Here is a 24,799-nt window from a genome sequence, read left to right on the forward strand (position 1 = left end):
AACACATGTCCCGCATACAGAACATCATCAAGAACAACGTCTTAACCTGTACATAGCTGTCATCCAACTAGCTATACTCATTTAACTGCTATGTGGTGATCACATTCTCAATTTAAACTTAATCATTATCCTGCAGGTAAAAAGAATGAAATAACTTCATTGGCAGTCGGAACCCCGGTAATTGTTAATTTACCATCCGACCCCGTCATTCCAGTAGAAGCATCAGCCACCGGCAACAGATAAATACTTCCATTACTGTCATTTTGTAAATACACATGCATCATGGCCGCCAGCATAAAGCCCTAACTACAAATGACATTAGCATTTGCCGAACTAGAATAAATAAGACACTTATCAGTGACGGTATTTACCTGAGAATTGTCAACCTCAGAAAAATAATGGCATTCTTAAATTACTTAGCACATTCTACAAAGGGATCATTTATTACTCCTTTTCGGTTTGTTTTCTTTTTAGTTAGTACAATAATGTCTTTATTGCGGACCCGACGTTGCCAAAAAAGATTGCTATCTACAATCTCATCCTCCTCATTCGGCAATAATATACGCTTAAACAAATTGCGAACTTCACAACTCTTTCTTGGTTTAACGAACATAAATTTAACCCTCAAAGTTGATTTTAACTTTCGGTTGAGTTATGCCATCTGGGATAACTAACGTAACGTAATATCAACTTCTTTAATATCATCTGAAATGACAGGATAAAAATACCACAGCTCCTGAAAATACTCGACAGAAACCAGCATTAACAGCTGACCAATATAACCTTCACTGCTTAAATCGATATTCACTATCGATCAGACAGAAGAATATTTCTGAATCCTTCGGGTTGGTTCATGACTGTTAATCAGAGATTAATTAATATCTATTCCTGTAAATCCTCTAATTTAACCTCAGCATTCATCGCTTAATCTTACCGAAGCGTAAACCTTCTGCTTTCGGGATAATCCTGCACCATAATGACGTACCCCTGTTGCCTTTGGTGACTACTACGGCAACTAACGCCGTTTCACCGTCCGGATTATTACCTCTTTTATTACCATCGGTGTCGGTATCGGTGCGGTGTCGGTAAAATTATCGATCCAAGCTCAGAAACAGTCAAAATTTTCTCTAACACAGACAATATTTTAATATTTACCTACACCTCAGGCGGCAAGCCGCCCAGTTCGTTATCTAGCTGTTAAGTTTTTAGCCATCTCATGATACCGTAGTGTATAATAAGGTATTAACCCGGCTCAGAATGACTAGAGAAACAGATTATATCATCAGCAAACGTTGCGTAGGGTCTACTTTTACCTATGTTTTCTTAGCAAATACCAAAGGCCTATAATTAGGCTTTTGATCAATAATAACACTGAAAGCACGCGTCTCCATTAGGTCGCGCAGCTCATGTAAAACTGACGCTTTGTATTTTTTACTCAACGCCTGTAGTGATAAAATAGACTTACAAAAAATAATTTACTATCAACTACCTCTGCCTTTGTTGAAAGATTCGCTTTCGACCGAATATACTCAAACGGCGTAAACACTCTGGATTAAGCCTGTACAACTTTCTGATTATTTAGCCAGCGATGAATTGACTTATGAAACTAATGGTGTCCGCTACGTCACTGCCAACATCATCTATGGGCGAGCTCATTGGATTAGCAATTGCGGTAAGCGTTACTCATAAATTTAAGCCATGCTCTGCTAGGTTGGTTTTTGTCAAGCCAATTGATCAATACCAATCAATGGAGACTAAGTATCGGAGTAGATGCCTTTCGGGGGCGTTACGATGGTAGTATGATCATTTCTGGTGACTGGTTAATAGAACATCATGAGTAAATGAAGAAACAGTCGTTTTATTTTGAACTAAAACAAATAAACAATGGATAGGATGCCTTGGTGTATACATTGGCGAAAGACTGGAAGGAAGCGCCAAAAACTATGGCAGCAGCAATAAAAAATCAATCTAAGAAATGATTAAAAATGAAGACACTGAACTTTAAAAAAGAGGATAAAAAAGGATGAGGTTCAACCTCATCCTAAGGCGTATAAAATTAGCTGATCACTGAAACATTTCCGGCAGATGGGCCTTTAGCACCATTTTCAATACTAAATTCGACCATTTGACCTTCACCTAAAGTCTTAAACCCTGAACTTTCAATAGCTGAAAAATGCACAAACACATCTTTGCTGCCGTCAGCAGGAGTAATAAAGCCGAAGCCTTTAGACTCGTTAAACCACTTTACTGAACCTTTTTGTTTTTGAGAAGACATCTTGTATTTCCTGTATATAAAAAATATTGCCATCAGTGGGCGTGTTAAAGCCAGTTATCAGTCGTTACTTATGGAGGGCACTATGAAGGAAATTGTCAGTGAAGAGCTATCGAGGATAACGCTTAAAATGAACTACTTTACTCAATATGTCGTTCATAAATAAATCTGTACCACAGGCCGGCTCACATTCAATCATAAAAAGTTATATAAAGCAACTTTTTTATCGCCCTATTTAAGACAAGGTCGCCATTATCTCATGTTATTTTTTAAATAATGACACCCAGAATAATCAAAAATAGATACTCAAAACCATTCACCAAAACGTCGAATATAATAACGCTTCATCAACTGAGCCAGCACGCAATAGCTGATTAATGTTGCTACTAACCAAGGGAAATATTGCCATGGTAAAGGTTGTAAACCTACTAACGTTCTCAACGGGGAAAAAGGAATATAAATCCCTATGGCCATTACCAATCCTGTCGTCAATAATACCGGTAACGCAGCGGTACTTTGAATAAAAGGAATTTTTTTGGTCCGCAATATATGCATCACCAAGGTTTGCGAAAGAAGACCTTCAATAAACCAACCTGCTTGAAACAAAGCTTGATGTTCAACTGTATTCGCGGCAAAAATAAACCACATTAAAGCATAGGTTGTGATATCAAATATAGATGAGGTCGGTCCGATCCAGATCATAAAACGCTTAATATTTTTGGCATCCCATTGACGAGGTTTACGCATAAATTCTTTATCCATTTTATCCCAAGGCAAAGAAAGTTGCGCAATGTCATACATCAAATTTTGTAATAAAAGATGAATGGCTAACATCGGCAAAAAAGGAATAAATGCACTTGCGATTAAAACGGAAAACACATTTCCAAAATTAGAACTGGCTGTCATATTCAAATATTTGATAATATTCCCGAATGTCTCTCGCCCTTTAATAACGCCCTCTTCCAACACCATTAAATTTTTTTCTAACAAAATAATATCGGCGGATTCTTTTGCAATATCAGTGCCACTATCAACAGAAATTCCCACGTCGGCATCACGTAACGCAGGCGCGTCATTGATCCCATCACCCAGGAAACCCACAGTATGCCCGTTCGATTGAAGCATTTTCAGTACTCGTGATTTTTGCAACGGCGTTAATTTGCAGAAAACAGTGCGTGCCTCCACCTGCTTCGATAATTCTTCATCTTCCATTTGCTTAATTGCAACGCCGCTTAAAGGCTCTCCGGGATCTAACCCCACGTCACGACAAATCTTACTAGTAATAATGGGGTTATCGCCGGTCAACACTTTAACCGACACTCCGTGTTCACAGAGTGTGGCAATAGCGGCCTGCGCACTTTCTTTTGGAGGATCAAGAAAGGTTAACAACCCCTCCACAATCAAATCTCTTTCATCGGCTTCGCTTAAAGGTAAATTCACCCCTTCTGCTTCTAATGTACGAGTCGCCAACATTAACACGCGAAAACCATCTTGGTTATATTCATTGGCTAACGCTAACAATGCGTTTCGTCTCGCTTCATATAATGGATAAACTGTATCCCCATCGCGTATGTGTGTCACGATAGACAACATTTCCTCAACGGCACCTTTGCAGATCAATTTTTGTTTTTGATCCTCATCCTGCATGACAATAGATAAACGTCGACGAATAAAATCAAAAGGTAACTCATCTATTTTGAGATGACCCCGAACCAAATCAATTTCAGGTTTTGCTCGGCTAAATTTAATAATCGCTTGATCCATTAAATTCTTCATACCGCTTTGATTAAAACTGTTCAGCCAAGCCAGCTGCAATACCCTACTGTCTTTATTTCCCCTTACATTTAAATGATGTTCTAAAATAATCCGATCTTGCGTCAAAGTGCCTGTTTTATCTGTACAAAGTACCTCCATCGCCCCAAAATTTTGAATGGCATTCAAACGTTTTACGACCACCTTGCGTCTAGCCATCGTAATTGCCCCTTTAGCCAGATTAGCGCTCACAATCATAGGCAACATTTCAGGGGTGAGACCAACGCCAACAGCTAAAGCAAACAAAGTAGCTTCCATCCAATCACCCTTTGTAAAACCATTGATCAATAACACCACGGGTACTATCACCAAAATAAATTTAATTAAAAGCCCGCTCACACTATTGACGCCTTTATCAAAGGCGGTTTGAGCTCTTGTCCCCACAATAGATTTTTCCAAGGATCCAAAATAGGTTTTATCTCCTGTCGCCACCACGACGGCGGTGGCCGTCCCACTCGCCACATTGGTGCCCATTAAACAGATATTAGATAATTCCAAGAGTTGGTTTTCATTATCCGTATTCACAGCATTCGATTTTTGAGTAATACAGCTAAGCGCATCGTATTTTTCAATAGGGATGGATTCACCGGTCAAAATCGCCTGACTGATAAAAAGATCTCTGGAGTGAATTAAACGAACATCTGCCGGCACCATATCTCCTGCTGATAAATAAATCATATCTCCAGGAACCAGATCTTGAATAGACACCTCTTTTTTCACGCCTTGCCCATTGCGATCCGATCGCCGCAATACGGTAGCCGTGGTACGCACCATTGACTTCAACGTTTCAGCGGCTTTATTGGTGCGATATTCCTGACAAAAACGCAAAAAACCGCTCAATATCACCATGATAAAGATAATTGCAACGCCAGTTAAATCGGCAAATTCAGATCTTTGTAAGGGCAACCAATAATCTGTAAAAAAACTAATCGCGCCCAAAACGATTAACACAAAAATAAAAGGATTATTAAAGGCATAAATCAACTGAATCAACGCATTAGGTGCTTTTTCATGCGCGACATTATTGATTCCTGATTTCTCAAGTCGCTCCTTCGCGTCTTCCTCTGTTAATCCCTGCAAATGCGTATTCAGTTTAAATAAGGTAGCATCTAAGCTGTTTTTAGCCTCTTTTTGGATCAAAAAAGATTTTTTGGGTTTATGACGCCCAAAGGTTTTATCAAGAATTGTGATCATCATTTATCTCGCTTTTTACACTTTGCGCGTATCTGTTTGTGCTCAAAAACCTGTTTACAATATCCGACATGTTTTAAACGCATAAAACATATTGTGGATTTCGGGTGTGTAGAACTCGACGAGCCCCATAAGTAAAGGAGTGCTGCCTACGCTTTTTTGGTGCAGGCAAAAAATCAAGGGAGATAAGTCAACCTTCTTTATTTGTGTTTATTAATCATCAATGTATTTTTTATAACAACTTAGCGTATCCATCAAACTCTCCGTTAAAAATTTTTAAGAGTATAATTTTTGAAGGTATTGATGTAAAGCTGAAATGACCCAACGTAAATCACTGTTGAGTTTTTAATAAAAAATGAAATTTTTTATATTTATTAAATAATAAGTAATAATTTTTATTATTTCTAATAATAATTAGGATAAATTACAATTCAATTTTTTAAAAGTTTTATTAAAAATAAAATGTATTTATCACAACATAAAAATTAATCTCTGAAAATTTTTCAGAAAAATTATTAACGTGAAAATAATTTATATCTATAACTCAGAATAAAACCATGGTTATAAAAAGTATTTAAAAAACTGAAATGGAAAATTCAGCAAGAAATTTGGAAGATAAATATAATCGTTTATTGATCACAAACGATCATAATTTTTATGAGTTGATTCGTAAAAATATTTGAAGGGGTATATTACAACAAAGAAAATAATTATTTATATAAAGATATTTCTGAAAATGGGACAGGCAGCTTTATGAAAAGACAGATTTTATATTAAAAATGTAATAAATTACTATAAATCAACAAATAAACTGGATAATACACAATCATCTTTTTATAGAAGATGAATTAAAATTCCAATATAACAAGATAATAAATTCAATACTAATAGTAATCTCAATTAAGAGAAACCGCCGAATATATAAAACTAACAATATAAAAAACACAAAAATATTTTCATATAAAAATAAAAGTGTTCAAACAAATAACAATGATAAATTAAATAAAAAAATTTATTTTTATACAAATGGTTTATATAAATTTTTGCTTAAAAACAAGAACTTAATTTGTTTATTAGTACTCATATTTATCATATGAATTACATTTTTTAGTAAACGTCTTGATTCAAAAGATTTAATTTAAAAATTAACTTATTCTTATAAAAATATAACTGATTTTTCAAAAAAAATCCCACAATATAAAAATATTTTAAAAGAAATAACCCACATTTCAAAAAATAACAAAAGAACTCGAAAACATCAATAGCCAGGATCAAAAAAGCAAAAATTAATAGTTTTTAAATATATCTCTTTTAAAAACCACAAATCAAGAACAATATAATATGTTATATAAAAAATATCTGAAATCTCCTTCATACAAGAATTAGTATTATATATATTGTCAATATATATAGTAAGGACCTTATTTCTAAGCTAATAAATACAAAATTTTAAAAATTACTAAAAATAGATAAAAATACAATTTTATATTTATGAGAAAAAACCGGTTTAAAATTTTAAAATAAAACATCAATTTATTTTAATCCTAAGTTAGTTTTTAATATTGATGTTTTTCAGAAATGGTATTTTCAAATAGTAGCGAACATTTTACTAAAGATAAAATATATGCACGCTTAAAACGTTCTTTAGCTATTTTTGATCAAAAATTTTGCTTAAAAATTTTATTCCTATTGCAAGCGATGAACATCAAGTGAATTTTCAATTATCTTCTTTTCAAGAAGATGATAATTATGCTCAATTTTCGACAAACATGATGTTGATCAGAATCAATTTTATGCGTTTACAGAGCTATCATTAAAAGAAATTTATATCAGTAACATATATGTCAATTTAGACAAATGTTATTTTTTTAAAAAACAAACACGCTGAGTATAATAAAATCGGCGTTTATTCATGCCTTGACGTTTTACGCGACAGGTAAAACAAATCTTGGTTCTATTATTATGAAAGGGTTGTCAACATACTTTATCTGTCAGAAAAGGAGATATTGCAAGCGATTTTACCGCTTTTATATAGAAAAAGATCAATACCTAAATCTTATAGAAATTATTAATACGGGTTTTTTGATAAAAAAAATTTTAAGAAACCTTTGAATGGAAAATATTTTCTTTATAGCGTAGCACCCAGCGATATTGCTTATCGTAAAGATACAACCCAGAATTTTTATAAATCTTTTACTAAATTCGGCACACCATCAAAGAAATTTAGAGAACAGTGGTCAATTTAATGAATTACTTAAAATAGTTTATAATCAAGAATTAAAAAAAGAAAAAAAGGAGGCAAATTTAGCCCTACGTATGTAATACGTTCACCGATTTAAATCAGTTTATCCGACAGTATTTTTCTCATCAGTACCCTCGGAGGTTTTGGGTTGTCTGCAGATGGCAATCAAGATAATATCTTGTCATTAACACTCTATCTCGAATTCAAACTTTATGCCACTTTCTCATTTCTCTGATCTTTAGACAGTGACTCAACTCACTGTCCATGTGCATGACACTTTAGAAAAAACATAGGGCAAATTTGCCTGATCGCTGAAATTTCTAATTTTTATAAATCTTCGTCGGGTCACTGGTATTTTACGTTAAAAGATGAACAAACACAGGTTCGCTGCGCTATGTTCCGTAATAACAATCGCCATTTTTTTTCAAAGTACAAAATAGCCTTCAGGTTCTTACACGCGCTTGTATCAGTCTTTATAAACCAAGAGGAGAATATCAACTGATTGTGGAAAGCATGTAACCGACCGGTAGGGGAGGGGGATGTTGCGTCAGAAATTTAAACAGTTTAAAAAAATTAGCTACAGACGGACTCTTTGCAGAAAAACACAAAAAACCCCTTCCCAATTCAGTGAAGCAACTTGGGGTTATTAGTTCGGTCAGTGGCGCTGCGTTGTTTGATATTTTTAAAAGTGTTACAACACAATGACCCTTCTTTACCTGTGGTGATTTATCCGACCAAGGTACAGGGGGAATATCCACCCTCAGATTGTAAAAGCGCTCAGCATTGCAAATCGGCGGGCGGAATGCGATCTGATTATTTTGGCGCGAGGGGACGGTTCTCTTAAAGAATTATCCTGTTTAAATGATGAGAGAGTAGCGCACGCCATTTTTAATAGCAACCTCACGATTATCAGTGGGATTGGGCATGAAACAGATGTCAGTATTGCTGATTTGGTTTCATATCTCCGTGCTTCCACGCCTTATTCTGCAGCCGAGGGGGTTACAAGAGATAGGAGAGACATCATCCAGAAGCGTGCATCACATCAACAACGTATGGCAATGTCCATGAATTATTATTTTTCAAAGCTGCGCCAACGATTTACGAATCTGAGCCATTATATTGAGCAACGGCATCTACAGTTAGAATTAGAGCGACAAAAAACGCAGTTGATACATTTTAAAATCAGACTGGAAAAATTGTTCAAGCAAAGGTGAGGGGGGTTAATAAATCAAAAAGCTCACCTCAAAAAAAGCGGATTACGTCGAGTTCCTCAGATCCAGATTTATCAGTATCAAAAGCAAATACAAGAAGAGTTCTATCAACTGAAAGCAACCATGGAAAGAAAAATATATCATTATGCATAACGTTTTGCGGTGGTATCTAGTTGATTGGAAGTGGTCAGTCCACTGACGACTTTAGCAAGAGGTTATAGTGTAACGTGTTTTTCTTCTGGATCTATGCTGGAAAAAATTAAGCAGGTATAAATAGGGGATGAAGTAAGCACTAGATTACAGAGAGGCTGTCTAAAAATCTAAGTTGTAGAATTTAAAAAAGTTAAAAACGATTTTCGATTATTCAGATTATTTTTCTAAATAACGCTCCCTATTTTTATTTAAATCCTCCGTCTGTTTTATTTATCACTATAAATTCATTCTCTTTTTAACTAAAAAGATATTATAAAAACTCTTTTTAAAATTTTTGCGAATATTATTTTCAATAATATTGATATAAATTTACAATAATCAAAATAAGAAAAACTATGAAAATCTCTCAATAATAATCAAGGATATTTAATTTATTTTTAATAAAAATTTTTTATAAAAACATATAAATTATAAATAGTTTATTTAAATTTTATTTAATAAATTTTAATTTTTAATTTAAAAAATTATTATAGTTGATTTGTATTTTAACTCGGTTACTTGAAATAAAGTAAAAATGATATTTTTAATCATTATTTATTAATTAAACAAACTCACTGAATTTTCTGTAAAGAAATTTTTTAAAAAAGGAAACAAATAATGTCATAAAACACTAATAATTTTAGAAAAAATAAATGTTGTCAATATTAAAACATATACATCATACAATTTCAATGAAAATTAATGTGATTCAAAAAAAGAAAAAAATCTATTTGATATTTTAGATTAAGTGAAGAAAATTATCTTAGAAATACAAAATAAATTAACAATCGAAGAATTTAATGCAGAAAAATAAACTACAATATTCTTTATACGAAAAAATTTACAGAATTAGATACAAACGAAACTACTAGAACTGGTAATATTATGAAATTCAGTATCGAAGTCTTTAAATAAAGGTTATAAAGAAAATTCAATATCATCAAATTTAGATATAGAAAAAATTTAGTGTAATAGATACAAAATTAAACAATAGAATGAACTCTCTAGAGAATACGATAGAAGCAACAAATAAACGTATTACTGATAATAAAAGCAAGATAAATGCTAATAAAGATAATATTAAAGCTAACAAAAAACTTATTGATAATAATATAAAAGAAATCAATAATATTAAAGATCACTCGTTAAAATAGATTCGTATAAATGTAGATGATAAACCCCAAAATACTCAGACTTACCTAAATATTTCTATTCACAATCATAAAAATCTTGCAGAACGTTTGCAATTTATAGAAAGAATATTTCAAAAAAATACACAACCAACAACCTGGGTTTTAAATATAATCACTCCGGTATTAAAAGTGTGGAAAAACACATCAGAATAACTTTATTATACTCTCAAAGATATGAGATTGCACTGAAGTAAGAGACTCTGAATTCTACTGCTTCAGTAAATCTCTCTACTACTTCGACGGACACTTACTCACTTGCTAATGTCAGTTCTAGTTTTCCTTAATCTAAAGAAATCTCTTACTCTAGTATCAATACACAACAAGAAAAAATATTTTTATTATACAATGGATGTTAATAAATTGATTGTCTCTTCTGTATCAAATTAATATGAATTTAATTCACAATCAATCAGTAATATCGTCAATATTAATCAAATATTAATGAATTAAATATCTTCATCCACTATTGTTTTATTAACATTTCCTGAGCAGTGAAAAAATAAATTATATTGAAATATAAAAACTTATTTTAATTTTGAACATTACAAAATGCTCCTTAAAAAGTCTTTTTTAATATTTTTTATTTCTACATTGTTCATAATAAAAATCACTTCACCTTTCCAAAAGGCAGAAATAAATACATCTTTTATATCTGAAATATTGTAAAACTTTAATTTATTTGATAACCAATCGTTATTTTTTCACTTTTCTTTTATTTATCAATTCTGATTTTACCATCCTTTATAATAATAGATGGCGCATCATTTTTTTAGAAATAGCGGTAATTTAGCAATCAGGTTCAATTTACGCATATTTTAGTTCTTTAAATGAAGAAATACCCTTAGAATGTAACTAGGAAGCGACTCTGAGAATATCGATTCTATTTTTATTTACACGAATTTTTTCTATTAAAAACTGCTATTGTTTATAATTAGAATGGGATCTCATACTGCAATTGCTCGAAATAAATGAAATTTATACTGATAAAATTAAAAAAGAAATAAGAAAAACACCGAGCAATAAATTAATAACATACTGATACATTGGGATTTATTCATTATAAATCACCCCGCCTATGATCCTGCCGCATTCAAAATTACCTATAAAATCGATGGGCATCATCTGTAATCATTGTGTTTTACCCACTAAATTCATATGAGTCATTACAATACCAAAACTGATAACAAATTTAATAATGATCACTCAATAATATTCAATTGTTTTTCTCATGTTATTTTAAAAATCGATTTCTTTTTAAATTTAGATCATTTATCAATAGTGCGATTATTTTCGGCCTTTGATTTGTGATAGGGAATCGAATATCTTCTAGGGGTCAATGACGTTAGTGTAGAGCCAGTGAATCGTTGTGCCTCAAAAGACTTGAGTTTATTGAGAATATCCTGTTTAGTTATTCTATATATTTTTTATATACTCTAGCCCCTCCATATAAGGTTTCAAAACCTGTGGCACTGCAATGCTGCCATCTTCCTGTTGATAATTTTCCATCACTGCGACTAAAGTACGACCCACAGCCAGGCCGGATCCATTTAGAGTATGAACAAAACAATTTTTTGATGCAGTTTTATAGCGTGCCTGCATTCGACGTGCTTGAAAATCACCCATATTTGAACAAGACGAAATTTCTCGATACGTCTTCTGACCTTCTAACCAGACTTCTAAATCATAGGTTTTCTTCGCGCCAAATCCCATATCTCCTGTACAAAGCAACATTTTTCGATAAGGTAATTCCAGCTTTTGCAGCACCTGCTCAGCATGTGCTGTCAGCTCTTCTAACACTCTCATTGAATCTTCTGGACGTGTAATTTGAACTAATTCAACTTTATCGAATTGATGCATCCGTATTAAACCGCGGGTATCACGCCCATAAGAACCTGCTTCAGAACGAAAACAAGGTGTATGCGCAGCCATTTTTAATGGCAATGAGGATTCTTCTAAAATTTGATTTCGTACCAGATTGGTCAAAGGGACTTCCGCAGTCGGTATCAAGGCGTATTTTTTATCTTCTGACCCCATAGATTCTATATAAAATAAATCTTCGCCAAATTTGGGGAGTTGACCTGTGCCCAATAAGCTATCGTGATTGACAAAATAAGGCACATAAAATTCTGTATAGCCATTCTGCTTTGTATGTAAATCGAGCATAAATTGAGCAAGTGCTCTGTGCAGGCGGGCTATATGCCCTTTCATCACGACAAATCGACTACCGGACAGCTGGGCGGCAGCAGCAAAATCAATTCCTGTTAATTTTTCACCCAGAGCGACATGATCCAGCACAGGAAAATAATATTTTTTTAGTTGCCCCCATCGCATGATTTCTCGATTATCTTCTTCATTTTTACCTTCTGGTACTGAATCATCAGCTAAATTAGGAAGAGACAGCTGAAACGCCCTGATTTTTTTTTGTAATTCTTCGAGCTCTTTTTGAGCACTGTCTAATGTAATTTTAAGTTTATTAACCTTGATATAAAGAGAATCAATGTTCTTTCCTGTCTTTTTTCTTTCGGCGATAGAGGCTGAAAGTAAATTTCGTTTTGCCTGAAGTGCTTCTGTTTTGACCTGTAGCATTTTGCGATGTTGTTCTTGATCAAATAGCATACCCAAGTTAAGAGAAAAATGTCTTCTAGCTAGTTTTTCAGAAACAATATGAGGCTCTTTACGTAAAAGATGTGGATCAAGCATGTATTTATCTGCCTATTTTAGGTGAACATTTGTGTACAATTAAGGGATTTTTAATAACGATTATAACGTGGTTTTTGCTCAAAAAATATCAATTCGAATAAAACGTTTTAGTTTGGATCCAAAATGACTGAAGCAGAATATTGAATGCATAAACTTATGCAGGATTCGGCACATCAATAAAAAATACCTCTAATAAATAACACTTAGCTAACCACTCCCCTAATGCCTGAATACCATAACGCTCTGTCGCATGATGCCCCGCCGCATAAAAATGCAACTCCATCTCACGCGCTATATGAACGGTTTGCTCAGAGACTTCGCCCGTAATAAATGCATCTACGCCAAATTCAGCCGCTTTCTGGAGATATCCCTGCCCCCCACCAGTACACCACGCAACTCGCTTGATATACACAGGCCCAGAATCACCACAATGCAACACCTGACGCTGAAGTTTTTTTTCCAATATTTCTTTTACATGCATGGCGTCAGCAGGCACTGCAAATTCACCGTAAGGCACTAATGGGTCTATCATTCCCATGCTGGTAATACCAAGCAACTCGGCCAGTTTTGCATTATTGCCTAGTGAAGGATGTGCATCCAACGGGAGATGGTAGGCATAAAGATTAATGTCATGTGTGAGTAATGTTTTGAGGCGCCGGTGCTTCATGCCGCAGATAACCACAGGCTCATTTTTCCAAAAATATCCATGATGGACCAGGACAGCATCCGCATTTCGCGCAACCGCTATATCCAACAAAGCTTGCGAAGCTGTCACCCCTGTGATGATTTTTTTAATTTCTCTTTTCCCTTCCACTTGCAACCCATTGGGTGCATAATCTTGAAATTGCTCTGATTTTAACTCTTCGTCAATCTTTTTTTCTAATTCTTTATTGAGCATGATTGCGTTCCATTTCCTCAGACAAATTTTTAGCGGCAATAAAAGCGGATAATGTCGCTTGTCTTGCCTGTTTATGATCGACTACAGGAGAAGGATAATCTACATTTTTTTGATTTTTGCCCGCCCAAGACTCAGGTTGATGAATCTCACTCTCTGGTACTGCGCTTAATTCTGGTAACCAATGGCGAATAAATTCGCCTTTTGGATCAAAACGTTTTCCCTGAGTGTTTGGGTTAAAAATACGGAAATAAGGCACTGCATCTGTGCCTGTAGAAGCCGCCCATTGCCAACCCCCGTTATTCGCAGCTAAATCTCCATCAAGTAATTGAGACATAAAATACTGTTCCCCTAAACACCAATCTATCAGCAAATCTTTCACTAAAAAGCTCGCCGTAATCATCCGTAAACGGTTGTGCATCCAACCTGTAGTATTGAGTTGACGCATCGCCGCATCTACAATGGGATAACCTGTGCGCCCTTGCTGCCATTTTTTAAAAAGATTATCTGAATGATGCCATTTCACAAATTTTGTCCAACCAATAAAAGGATGACCCTGAGACAAACGAGGATACGCCATTAAAAGATGGCGATAAAAATCGCGCCAAATCAGTTCATTGAGCCAATCAAAAGCGCCCTTGTGATTCACGATTCCTTCTGGAAACGCATCGCGCAAACAACCCAGACATTGTCTTGGTGACAAGATCCCAAGCGTTAAATAAGGTGATAAACCACTCGTTCCTGTAATGGCAGGTATATTGCGTGCATTATGATATGCACTTACCTTTGCATCGCAAAAACGTGTTAATTGTTTTTGAGCGGCGGCTTCGCCTATCGGAAATAGTTTGGTATCAAAATCTAAGAGAGGATAATCAAAAGAAAGGTCAGTAAGAGAAATTCGCATCTGGGGAGCATCACGCTTTTTGGGTACAGGAATAGAGCTCAGATTACTTAGCGGTAATTGTTTCAAAAATGCGTGGCGAAAAGGCGTAAACACCTGATACATTTGACCATTGTCTTTTAAAACCTTTTCAGGTGGTAAAAGCACCGCATCATGAAACCCCTGGCAAATCACCTGATGGCGCAGTTTTTTTTCAAGCGCGTGATCACGGCGAGATTCGTTTATCTCATATTGATAATTGTAAAAAAGTTTATCTACTTTGTGATGATTACAAAAATTGATCAGCCATTTTACTGCATCTTGAAAATCATCACATTCATGATAATGCAAAGGAATATCAAGCTCCATAAGCCGCGCTTGCACGGCTTTAAGGTGCGCCAATAAAAAAGCCGCTTGACGCGGTGCCATATGGTGCGTTTTCCATTGAATAGGTGTTGCAATAAACACCACCAACACCTTTGCTTGAGAATGTTGACAAGCGGCATTTAATGCTCTGTTGTCTGTGACACGCAGGTCATGACGTAACCAGACTAAATGTGTGGGCATTTTTTCCTCGTTTGATGAAATGTTTTATTGATCTCCGTAATAAAGCATCCCTATTTTTCGGATCCCGCCCGTAATTTTTTCTATGCGCATTCATATCACGACGCGAATAAATGCAACCACAGTGTTCCTTTTGATAAAAACGCCCTCGTTTGTATAATCTCAATCATGCGTGCAAAGCCATTATTTTTACGCCAATGGTAGTCCCAATAGATTAAATTAGGGTATTTTCACGCAGCGCGGAGCCGCATGCGTTAATTTGTTGCATATCTTTCCAACGTGAAATCCCAAGATAACTCGATATACTGTCATAGACATGTTCAAAAGCATAGAGCGCAGTGTGCTTGAAACACCAAAACACATGATGCCGCAAATACCTCATTCAGGCGCTTTTCCCATGCTTTGTGCATGGGAAAACCAATTGTCTGTGTCGTAATATTCATCAATAATAGGTACATTGTTTTTTTAAGCAAAACGGATATTTTATCCTTTACGCAGTTCGTATTCTTTTTTAGATAAATATGAGGGCTATAAAAATATAGTATACTCAATATTAGACGTCTATATCGCCTCAATCACCTCTCTAGAACAGATACGCTAGTTAATATCTATCAGTAATAAATTAGCACATGTTCTATGTGAATAGGATAAGGTTTATATTGACCCAAATAAATTTTATGTGTTTTGTCGACCTCTAAATGATATAATTGCTGCAGACTATACATCATGGTGATATGGCGATAGGATTGACTTTGCATAAATCCCTTAAAACTTATTTTAATAATTGGCTCTTCTGTGAAGGTCAGGTACTTATTATGATGTCATAATCTACCTAAGCGAAGATATTCATTTGTTCAATTACCACAGGTACGGTCATAGTCGAGATCCGCTATATTGTCATGATTATTGATCTATATTATACGTTTATGAACATCCAGTTATTCAATGCGATAAATGTCTTTTTCTCCCTCTCCTTTCTAATTTATCTTTACCTCTACGATTGACGAATAAATTATGCTTAGCATTACTGACGAATTGATCGTTGCAAGTAGTATCTATCATTATCAATTTAACGATTTCAGGGAAAATGACTTTTTTGTCACCCACAACGGGGTAATCTTGTTAAGTATTTTTTTGAAATGAGACCTGCATTTTTTCTTTTGAAAAAGAGGGAATATCAGAGTGATATTAAATATCATCCAATAGATTATATTGTGCATTAAATTGAGGAGAGAAAGGAAAATACCCTCAGCATTTTGCTATATGATGTTGGGCCAATGAGGAATTCATAAAAAACCATCTAAAGTAGAAAATAGATATTCGTTATTTAATACTAAATATTTTTTCTCAATATCTCCCTCATTCAAATGAATGAATATCATGTATAAAGCATATGGTTTCTATCTAATTTTGATTAAGATACGTTATTTTGAGGGAATAAATCTTATTATGTCGTTCTAAAAGAACGAAGGAGACGTCATTGACTTGATGATATAAACTGAAAAATGAAAAATCATCTTTAGTATCATAAATATGGGCGATGACATTTTTAGAGGTCGAATGTAGCAAAAATATAATGATCATTGCCCTTACCGCCATGAATATAGCTTTATGCAAAAGTCAGAACAGCATCGCCTAAATATCCCAAAATTTGATCGTTTCCGCCCGCCTCTTTCATGCAGATAATTATCTGCATGCTTTCCTTTAAATTCATCATTGGTTTTTGGATTGCCATAAGCTTATTCGATATATTCTATCGTTTCTATTAACTTTTCATCATTAGTATGATGAAAAATGAGTTTCTCCTAAAGTTAAATGAATGAAATAATGACTATACTCTGGAAAATCTTGATAAGTAATTCATAATATCTTCGCCGCCTAAACTATTAAAATAACTAGCTGATGCCAATAAATCCGGCTTTGATAAGTAAAAAATATCGACTTTATCTCCTCTTGTATATTGTTTGTAGCAGTAGCTGATTTTAAAAAATATTTTTTCTTTGACGATACCCCACCGTAATATCATCCTCATTACTGACATCAAATAAAGCCTTCGATTCCTCTTAAAAAATGTCCGGATTATCCAAAAATGTTTTTTAACCTTGGCGTTATTTTAATCATCCTCATTCACATTGATATGATCATTTACCGTTTACTATTGTTAAAGCTGAATGCTCAGGATAATGATATTCGCTATCCTTAATCTCTATATCTTTATGTTGATGAACATTATCAGCAATAAATTGATTGACTTCTTTAGGATAAAATTTATCTTTTATTTCCGTTAAATAGTGCAGACTAAGTAAAGTCTCATTCCAGTTATTATAAATGAATAATTTATACGGTCTCATTTCTATCTTAAAATATTGTTGACTATAAAATAAATATTAATTTTTTGAAGTGATAATTTTTATAATATTTTTGAGCATGTACGTACAACATTTGATAATATTTTTCACGTTCCGCATATTTACTTTTTTGTTTTAATTCTTTATTTTATAATTCGACAGTGGGGTCTAATCCCACAAATGGACGTGCGCAATTTTTCAAAAACTCTTCTGTATTAAGTTCAAAATAGTTTTTATATCTTCTAACTGACAAAAAACATATAATTACGAGGTGACCAGAATAGCTACTCCGCCTATGGATCCCTATTAGTCTGCTCATCATAACAAGTTTTTCTGCAGTAGATCAGCTTAAAAAGACACTCTTTTATTTAAAAATCGCGCTCAGACTCATACCTACGACAAGCCCGCCACTTAACAGTAATAAAGAATGATTGACCATCAAATCTTGCCGGATTTTTGGATCAACAGCGTTGAATATTTTTTAAAATTAAAATATGCATAATAAAAATCAAAGAAGAAATGAATAAACCTAACCTCATATTGATAAAAGGGAGAAACTGGATCTACTGATTCACGCCTTTTTAGATACGAGGAGAATAAAGTGGTAATTGATGCTTAAGTATTTCGATAGATTAATATGTAGTTTATGAAGACTATATTGCACAAGATCGAGACTTATGCTAAAAAAGAGAGGGATACGGGCTTCTTTTTAAATTTATAATATTTTTATCTCTTTTGTGGTTAATTTTATTTTGTAAAAATGTCTAATTTTAATGATTATATACATGCCATGAAAGTAATTAGAGATTTGTATAAAAGTATCGATTCTGTTCACTTTTTATATCATTAACTGTTAAAAAATATTTTTTAAATAGGGAGCGCGTTATTTTCCTTCATTTTATAAATTAAAGAAGGAGACACAGTCACTTCATTTAAAGTCATTGTGTAATTCAAAAATACGTTGTTTATCAAGGCGATAAATTAGAGATAAATTGCTCCATATGATTCATATTGATGTAAATTAGTTAACGTATTTTCAGTTAATGTCATTATTATTAAAATAATAATTGCCTCGAAATTTTTTAAACCCATCTAATTGACCTCGGGTTCGATTAATCATGACTTTAGAATCCAGATAATCATTAAGAAATTGATGCAATGCAGTATTATGTTAATAAACATCTTTATTGTTATATCGTCAATCATCGGATCATATAATGTCATCGTATTATCTTGATTGTTTCGGGTGATATCTAAAACCAGGATATGTCCATAATTCAATTGAGTAAAACTCAAAAAATAACTTGCAGGATTCATAGGTAAAAATGAATTTCGGGGATTTTTAAAAAATATTATTGGTTTTTCTTTTATATTTTTAAAAAGATTTGCATAAATCCTCAAATTCTTTTAATTTTTTATCATCATCACTCATTACATCAAAACTGTCATTTTTAACGAAAAATTTTTTTGGAATTTGTTTTTTATTTTTTTAAGTAACTCAATCATACCAAATTAAAAACCAATATAAATATTATTTGTAATATAAACAGATTTATGTGCAATAATACTCACTAATATTCACTTGAATCCCAGAATGGGATATCCTTTTTAGAGGCCATAAAAATTAAATATTTTAATTTTTTGAATTACACTTAAATAACAGGAATTTACTAAGGCTTCTTGATCACTCAGTATATTAAATTCCTTTTCAACACTGTTAATTATTAATAATTTTTTGGCTTTTAATATCCAACATTTTTAATGGATCAAAACAAATTTTGATAAACTCTTTATAATTAAAAAGTCGATCTGTATATTTGAAAAAACTTTTTAATAAATTTAATATTTCTTTATCTTTTTAATAGATTAAAAATCTAATTTTTGATTGGCAATATCATTGATGATTTTCATGACTTATTTAACACGCCCGATGCAATCTGTGAAAGATTATAAATGCTCTAAATAGTTTTTGAAATATTCATTTATAATAAATGTCATTTTTATTAATTCTACGTAGAACCGCTTCACGTATTTGATGAAAATTATGATAGGAGAGACTGTTGTGCATTCCTAGTGTTTATGATTCATTCTTTTAAAAGTAATTTCATGGATTTTATTCTCATCATTCAAAGTATAAGACACGAATTAACCTGTCACGTTAGGATAAAAATTTACTTGAATTTTTTTTCACTAAAGATTTGATCAAATGTCTTTTTTTCTGTGATTGTCCTTCTTTCTAAATACCATTATAAGCTGAATTATCTTTTATACTAAACACGTATATTCTATTTTAGTCTTCTCTCCTGCTTCTGTATCTTCAAATTTATATAATTTCTTCCCGTTTGATCAAGTCGTATTTAAAATAAGCACCAAGATTAGGATCAAAAAATGATTTTAAAAAGTAGAAAAATATGTTTTTAAACGTGATTTTAAAGGCATGACATTTTTAAAAAATACGCCATATTGATTTATCAATCATTTCTTTTGATACTTTCTGAATACTCTTCATTGGCTAATGAAATTAAAGAAGAGGCAGTTGATTTAATATATTGATTTCAATCGTAAAAATTAGATTTTTGATATAAAAGTTGCCTGCCTGTAATTTCAATATTTTGGCTGCTATATAACCTGATGATTTTTTCAAGTTCACTTGAAAGATGTTGATGACGAAGTTGATTTTTAATATTTTTCAATTTTATAGATATCTTCATTTCCTTTTGTTTTTAAATTATTTTCATTATCACTGTCTGCCAAACTTTTTAATCATAAAATATAGCCTTTACCGCCACAGCTCCTTAAACTAAACTTATGTTATTCAATTATATATTAAATAGACAAAGCAACACATAATTCCTTTTTATTATAATCTTTTGATACAACATTAATATAGTAGATTTTATCTTTTGTTTTTCTAAAAAAATCCTTATATTGACTAAAACCAAATGAATTTTTATCACAAAGTGCAGACCATAATTTAAATCAGATAAAGAAGTGTTCGGTATCGGAAGATATAGAGTCATTTTAATATATTTTTATGAAATTATTTATATCAATTTAAATTCTACAAACTGATAATAAAAATTATCCCAAGTCATTGAGTCAATATATTTTAGCTCATAAAACAAAAAATGATTTATACACAAACTAAAAAAAGACGGATTTTTACATAATGTTTAGCAATTTTTCCCAATATTTAAGATGTAATCATATTAAAACTTTAGTGGTCAAATTACATTCAGTACGGTATGGAATAATTTTTCATAGTAGTCATAGTTTAATTTTGGAATAATAAGTTATTTTATCTAAAAACACTTTTAATTCATGCAGATTATTTAATGCTGTCTATACTTATTTTCGCTAACATTTATTTAATAGATATGCACATTAAAGGAGCTTTAGGTATGGAAATAAAAAGATTTAAAAATGATGGAAGGAATTTCCTGTTGTAGTATTTTAGTTGATGTTATTACCGTTTTATCGGCTTCGCTCTTATTTTTCACTTTAAGTACTAGCTTCGGACTTTCCATTACAGATCCCCTATCTAGTGAACCTGTTAAAGGTGTGGCAACTACCGTAGCAATATAGTCTGCTATTGCGCTCATGATTAGCGTATTCTTTGGGACTGTTATTTCCAGAAAATTAGCTTCTATAAATGGTTTTATGCATGATTTTCCCGTCTGGGCAACCAAACTTCTTTTTGCTATTATTTTAAGGAAGTATCTTAATTAAAAGTGCTATTAAATAAACAGGAAACTTCTTAGGCTCTATCACATAAATAACAGGTAATATCGTCTCTGTCACAAGCGATTTTATCGGTAATAGTCTCTTAAAAATGATCGAAACAGGGAAGCAGATTTTTTAAAAATTTTAAAACTTATGTTTAACTGAGCCCTCAAAATATTAAAAAATGTTATCCAACTTTTATATAAAAGTAATATTTTAATCTTAAAATCCGAATTTTTAAAAAAATAATTACAGGTAACAAAGAAAGAACTTGCTCAATCATTAAAACAAATTGCGATGAATCCTAACGATTCAGATCAGATCGTTCAATATTACTTGATCATCTAAAAAAACGCAATCAAATAATAATACAAAAAAATTGATCGCCATGAATTAATTTAAGCCCTTTTTATTAATACCGATTTAACACAAGAGAAAGTTAATCAAATTGCGGATAATATTATTTAAGCCAATGAAAAAATGCAGTAATGATCAACGAAAATTTTAAGAAATTAAAAGCGAAAATGGTTTGAACCCAATAGAGATATCAGCTTTTTCAACAAAAAGCCTCCAACGGGCCTTTGAATCCACAAAGGCCATTACTAAATCTGCATTGTAGTCATTCTTTACTTTACTATTATGAGTAATCGTCAGTGCTATGGCAGGCCGTTTAGGAGTAAAATGTTCTTGCCGTGTTGCTCTATTCCTGACAAACGTTAAATTTGAGAATAAGGTATTTTATCAAATAAGACTTGTATCTCAACTCTTTATAGTTGTGATATAAGGTCGAGTCCTTCAAACAAATAAAAAATATTAAAGAATAAAACGGCTCAGATCTTCGTTATTAATTAATTTACTGAGATGTGTGTCAACATATTTTGAGTCAATAGTAATTGATTTTTTCTTAATTTTATCAGCGTCATATGAAATATCTTCCATGACGCGTTCCAATATCGTGTGTAAACGACGAGCTCCAATGTTTTCTGTATTTTCATTCACCTGACCTGCCGCATCAGCAATACTAGTAATTCCATCTTTGGTAAATTCAATTTTGATCCCTTCTGTTTTCATCAAAGATTTATATTGATAAGTAAGAGATGCGCTAGGCTCAGTCAAAATACGTTCAAAATCTTTTGGAGTCAGCGATTTTAATTCAACACGAATCGGAAATCGCCCTTGTAATTCAGGAATTAAATCAGAGGGTTTAGCTACTTGAAAAGCCCCAGACGCAATAAACAAGATATGATCTGTTTTAACCATGCCATGTTTGGTAGAAACAGTACAACCTTCTACCAATGGTAATAAATCACGCTGAACACCTTCTCTAGATACATCAGAGGTTGATGTACTACTACCATGTCTACAAATTTTGTCCACTTCATCTATAAATACAATTCCGTTTTGTTCCACAGAGTGAATAGCAACCTGTTTAAGCTCTTCAGGATTAACTAATTTCGAGGCTTCTTCATCAATCAGTAATTTTAATGCATCACCGATTTTAATTTTCCGTATCTTATGTTTTTGACTCGACATATTTTGAAACATAGATTGTAATTGATTCGTCATTTCTTCCATACCAGGAGGAGACATAATTTCTATATCCACTGGTGTTACTGCCAAATCAATTTCAATTTCTTGCTCATTCAGCTCACCTTTTATTAAAGGTTCAAGAAAAAATTGCCGAGCAGTAGAGGTATTTTGTGATCCTTCGACTTGACCTAAAGAATTCCTCGCAGGAGATACTAAAATATCTAAAATACGTTCTTGAGCAAGTTCTTTTGCCCTATCTCGCATTTTCTCAATAGCCTGATGACGTACCATTTTTACTGCTGTGTCAGTTAAATCACGAATGATGGACTCCACTTCTTTTCCAACATAGCCTACCTCAGTAAATTTTGTTGCCTCAACCTTAATAAAGGGAGCATCTGCTAATTTAGCCAAGCGACGAGCAATTTCAGTTTTACCAACACCAGTAGGACCAATCATCAAAATATTTTTTGGCGTGATTTCTTGACGTAATTCTGTATCAAGTTGCATACGACGCCAACGGTTACGCAAAGCGATCGCAACTGCACGCTTTGCGTCATCTTGGCCAATGATATAATCGTCCAGCTTTTTTACGATCTCGCTTGGAGTCATGTCAGACATACTTATCTATCCCTTAGTTTTAATTGTTAATTCTTCTATGGTCGGATATTGGTTTGTATAAATACAAATATTTCCTGCAATGGTCAGTGATTTTTTAACGATTTCACGCGCGCTCAAATTTGTGTTCTCTAGTAGCGCTCGAGCTGAAGCTTGAGCATAAGGGCCGCCAGAACCAATCGCAATTAAATCATCTTCAGATTGAATCACATCGCCATTACCAGTAATGATCAAAGAGGCTGTTTCATCTGCTACAGCTAACAATGCTTCTAGACGTCTGAGCATACGATCTGTACGCCAATCTTTTGCCATTTGAACAGCCGCTTTAGTTAGCTGGCCACCACAAAATTTTAATTTTGCTTCAAATAATTCGAATAAAGTAAACGCATCGGCAGTTCCCCCTGCAAAACCAGCAATGACTTTATCATGATGCAAACGACGTACTTTCTTTGCATTGCCTTTCATGACTGTGTTTCCCAAAGTCACTTGACCGTCACCACCGATGACAACATGATTATGACGGCGCACGCTTACGATTGTTGTCACCAGAAAGCCTCCACTATCGGTTGAATAAAATGATATACAAAATATCAAAAATACAGCAAGTATAGATTGGGTGAAGAGTAACGTTTTTCAACCCCTATCATTAATAGAAATACAGGTATTTATTCCTATTTTTTTTAATTTTTGAAAAGCGCGTCTAGCGTCTGATGCATTCTTATAAGGCCCCAATAACACGCGATTCCAACCATCTAATGAATGAATTTTACTTTCCATTCCTTCTAATGCAAGCTGTACTCGAAGCTGATTGGCCTGGTAAACTTCACGAAAAGCAGCGCATTGTAACCATTGACTTTTTGGAGATTTTTTCATCATCTCTTTTCTGGCTGCTTGAATGTTTGGCGTTGTAGTATCTAAAACGATGGGCAATTGAGTTCCTGTATAACGCATATCAAACTGAATCTGTTTTAACAATTCATGTTGTTCATGTGTCAAAGGAATTTGCACTTTTGGATTGTTATCATAAAAAGATTCTGAGGACGTCAATACATCTATTGGACGATTTTTCAATTCTTTAACATAGTACCAACGCTCTTGCGGCTTAGAAGGGAGTAAAGAATTAGTATTAATATTTTGAGTCATTAACAGCTTTATGCTTTTGGGTTTATCTCGTGAAATAAAATAAAAGCAGCCAATTAATATCACTACTAATGCAATACCTAATGTAACTACAGCCTTTGATATCCCAACGCGATTTAATTTCTTTTTTTGTCTTTTATAGATTATTTGAGAATCATCTCTTCGGACATAATCTTTTCGTATCACTGTTATTATTCCGCGCTGTGCTGCAAGATTTATTTGACATTTTTGTAGATCAGAGAGTTTTGAATAAATAAGGGTTCAAACCAGATAATCAATTTTATTGGTTAT

Annotated in this window: 18 protein-coding genes; 4 read left to right on the top strand and 14 right to left on the bottom strand. The window is 33.1% G+C overall.

All coding sequences use genetic code 11. The annotated features are described in order from the left end of the window. Positions 1 to 125: 125 nt before the first annotated feature. Together CICURV3402_RS04570 and CICURV3402_RS04575 are read right to left on the bottom strand one after the other, a co-directional pair. Positions 126 to 284, bottom strand: coding sequence for a hypothetical protein (locus CICURV3402_RS04570; RefSeq protein ID WP_187306953.1), 159 nt, complete (start codon positions 282 to 284; stop codon positions 126 to 128). A gap of 386 nt (positions 285 to 670) precedes the next feature. Next, complete coding sequence (locus CICURV3402_RS04575) at positions 671 to 808, bottom strand: hypothetical protein (RefSeq protein WP_187306955.1); 138 nt, start codon at positions 806 to 808, stop codon at positions 671 to 673. Positions 809 to 1,718: 910 nt separating this feature from the next. On the opposite strand from CICURV3402_RS04575, the gene CICURV3402_RS07200 reads away from it, so the two are divergent. After that, positions 1,719 to 1,841 (top strand): hypothetical protein, encoded by a 123-nt coding sequence (locus tag CICURV3402_RS07200; RefSeq protein WP_268904304.1) that lies wholly within the window; start codon positions 1,719 to 1,721, stop codon positions 1,839 to 1,841. Positions 1,842 to 2,056: 215 nt separating this feature from the next. Here the strand turns inward: CICURV3402_RS07200 and cspE are convergent, their stop codons facing one another. Together cspE and mgtA are read right to left on the bottom strand one after the other, a co-directional pair. After that, positions 2,057 to 2,275 carry a transcription antiterminator/RNA stability regulator CspE gene (gene cspE, locus CICURV3402_RS04580; protein ID WP_158380036.1) on the bottom strand — a complete coding sequence of 73 codons (219 nt, stop codon included), beginning with the start codon at positions 2,273 to 2,275 and terminating at the stop codon, positions 2,057 to 2,059. A gap of 303 nt (positions 2,276 to 2,578) precedes the next feature. Continuing rightward, a complete protein-coding gene (gene mgtA / locus CICURV3402_RS04585) occupies positions 2,579 to 5,275 on the bottom strand; it encodes a magnesium-translocating P-type ATPase (RefSeq protein WP_407079080.1) in 2,697 nt (898 codons plus the stop codon). A 1,667-nt stretch (positions 5,276 to 6,942) separates the two neighbouring features. Between mgtA and CICURV3402_RS04590 the strand changes: the two genes are divergently transcribed. The 3 genes from CICURV3402_RS04590 to CICURV3402_RS07675 all read left to right on the top strand — a co-directional run bounded on the left by CICURV3402_RS04590 (position 6,943) and on the right by CICURV3402_RS07675 (position 8,731). Then, the gene (locus tag CICURV3402_RS04590) at positions 6,943 to 7,092 is read left to right on the top strand and encodes a hypothetical protein (protein ID WP_187306956.1); all 150 of its coding nucleotides are present in this window, start codon (positions 6,943 to 6,945) and stop codon (positions 7,090 to 7,092) included. A gap of 741 nt (positions 7,093 to 7,833) precedes the next feature. After that, positions 7,834 to 8,019 (top strand): exodeoxyribonuclease VII large subunit, encoded by a 186-nt coding sequence (locus CICURV3402_RS07670; protein WP_235667674.1) that lies wholly within the window; start codon positions 7,834 to 7,836, stop codon positions 8,017 to 8,019. Positions 8,020 to 8,332: 313 nt separating this feature from the next. Continuing rightward, positions 8,333 to 8,731, top strand: a complete 399-nt coding sequence (locus tag CICURV3402_RS07675; RefSeq protein ID WP_235667675.1) for an exodeoxyribonuclease VII large subunit — start codon at positions 8,333 to 8,335, stop codon at positions 8,729 to 8,731. Positions 8,732 to 11,163: 2,432 nt separating this feature from the next. On the opposite strand, the gene CICURV3402_RS07680 is transcribed toward CICURV3402_RS07675, so the two are convergent. The 10 genes from CICURV3402_RS07680 to CICURV3402_RS04640 form a co-directional block, all read right to left on the bottom strand. Continuing rightward, complete coding sequence (locus CICURV3402_RS07680) at positions 11,164 to 11,235, bottom strand: hypothetical protein (protein ID WP_407079081.1); 72 nt, start codon at positions 11,233 to 11,235, stop codon at positions 11,164 to 11,166. A 291-nt stretch (positions 11,236 to 11,526) separates the two neighbouring features. After that, positions 11,527 to 12,813 (bottom strand): serine--tRNA ligase, encoded by a 1,287-nt coding sequence (gene serS, locus CICURV3402_RS04600; protein ID WP_158380037.1) that lies wholly within the window; start codon positions 12,811 to 12,813, stop codon positions 11,527 to 11,529. 154 nt (positions 12,814 to 12,967) lie between these two features. Next, a complete protein-coding gene (locus CICURV3402_RS04605) occupies positions 12,968 to 13,711 on the bottom strand; it encodes a type 2 GTP cyclohydrolase I (RefSeq protein ID WP_158380038.1) in 744 nt (247 codons plus the stop codon). Beyond that, a complete protein-coding gene (phrB, locus tag CICURV3402_RS04610; RefSeq protein ID WP_158380039.1) occupies positions 13,701 to 15,155 on the bottom strand; it encodes a deoxyribodipyrimidine photo-lyase in 1,455 nt (484 codons plus the stop codon). Before phrB ends, CICURV3402_RS04605 begins: the two co-directional genes overlap by 11 nt. 1,828 nt (positions 15,156 to 16,983) lie before the next feature. Beyond that, positions 16,984 to 17,178: a hypothetical protein gene (locus CICURV3402_RS04615; protein ID WP_158380040.1), complete on the bottom strand. Its 195-nt coding sequence runs from the start codon at positions 17,176 to 17,178 to the stop codon at positions 16,984 to 16,986. A 115-nt stretch (positions 17,179 to 17,293) separates the two neighbouring features. Next, positions 17,294 to 17,503: a hypothetical protein gene (locus tag CICURV3402_RS04620; protein ID WP_187306957.1), complete on the bottom strand. Its 210-nt coding sequence runs from the start codon at positions 17,501 to 17,503 to the stop codon at positions 17,294 to 17,296. A gap of 3,392 nt (positions 17,504 to 20,895) precedes the next feature. Next, the gene (locus CICURV3402_RS04625; protein WP_158380041.1) at positions 20,896 to 21,189 is read right to left on the bottom strand and encodes a hypothetical protein; all 294 of its coding nucleotides are present in this window, start codon (positions 21,187 to 21,189) and stop codon (positions 20,896 to 20,898) included. Between the two features lie 847 nt (positions 21,190 to 22,036). Next, positions 22,037 to 23,371, bottom strand: a complete 1,335-nt coding sequence (hslU, locus tag CICURV3402_RS04630) for an ATP-dependent protease ATPase subunit HslU (RefSeq protein WP_158380042.1) — start codon at positions 23,369 to 23,371, stop codon at positions 22,037 to 22,039. A 6-nt stretch (positions 23,372 to 23,377) separates the two neighbouring features. Next, entirely contained in the window at positions 23,378 to 23,914 is a 537-nt protein-coding gene (hslV, locus tag CICURV3402_RS04635) for an ATP-dependent protease subunit HslV (protein WP_158380043.1), read from the bottom strand. 87 nt (positions 23,915 to 24,001) lie between these two features. Beyond that, positions 24,002 to 24,694 carry an SPOR domain-containing protein gene (locus tag CICURV3402_RS04640; RefSeq protein ID WP_158380044.1) on the bottom strand — a complete coding sequence of 231 codons (693 nt, stop codon included), beginning with the start codon at positions 24,692 to 24,694 and terminating at the stop codon, positions 24,002 to 24,004. Positions 24,695 to 24,799: the final 105 nt, after the last annotated feature.

Origin of the sequence: Candidatus Williamhamiltonella defendens (genome assembly GCF_900699045.1) — a bacterium.
GTDB lineage: Bacteria > Pseudomonadota > Gammaproteobacteria > Enterobacterales > Enterobacteriaceae > Hamiltonella > Hamiltonella defensa_A.

Excerpts from the sequence above, each read along its gene's own strand:
- CICURV3402_RS04570 (WP_187306953.1), bottom strand. The coding sequence starts at position 284 with ATGATGCATGTGTATTTACAAAATGACAGTAATGGAAGTATTTATCTG.
- cspE (WP_158380036.1), bottom strand. The coding sequence starts at position 2,275 with ATGTCTTCTCAAAAACAAAAAGGTTCAGTAAAGTGGTTTAACGAGTCT.
- serS (WP_158380037.1), bottom strand. The coding sequence starts at position 12,813 with ATGCTTGATCCACATCTTTTACGTAAAGAGCCTCATATTGTTTCTGAA.
- CICURV3402_RS04605 (WP_158380038.1), bottom strand. The coding sequence starts at position 13,711 with ATGCTCAATAAAGAATTAGAAAAAAAGATTGACGAAGAGTTAAAATCA.
- phrB (WP_158380039.1), bottom strand. The coding sequence starts at position 15,155 with ATGCCCACACATTTAGTCTGGTTACGTCATGACCTGCGTGTCACAGAC.
- CICURV3402_RS04615 (WP_158380040.1), bottom strand. The coding sequence starts at position 17,178 with ATGATATTACGGTGGGGTATCGTCAAAGAAAAAATATTTTTTAAAATC.
- CICURV3402_RS04620 (WP_187306957.1), bottom strand. The coding sequence starts at position 17,503 with ATGAGACCGTATAAATTATTCATTTATAATAACTGGAATGAGACTTTA.
- hslU (WP_158380042.1), bottom strand. The coding sequence starts at position 23,371 with ATGTCTGACATGACTCCAAGCGAGATCGTAAAAAAGCTGGACGATTAT.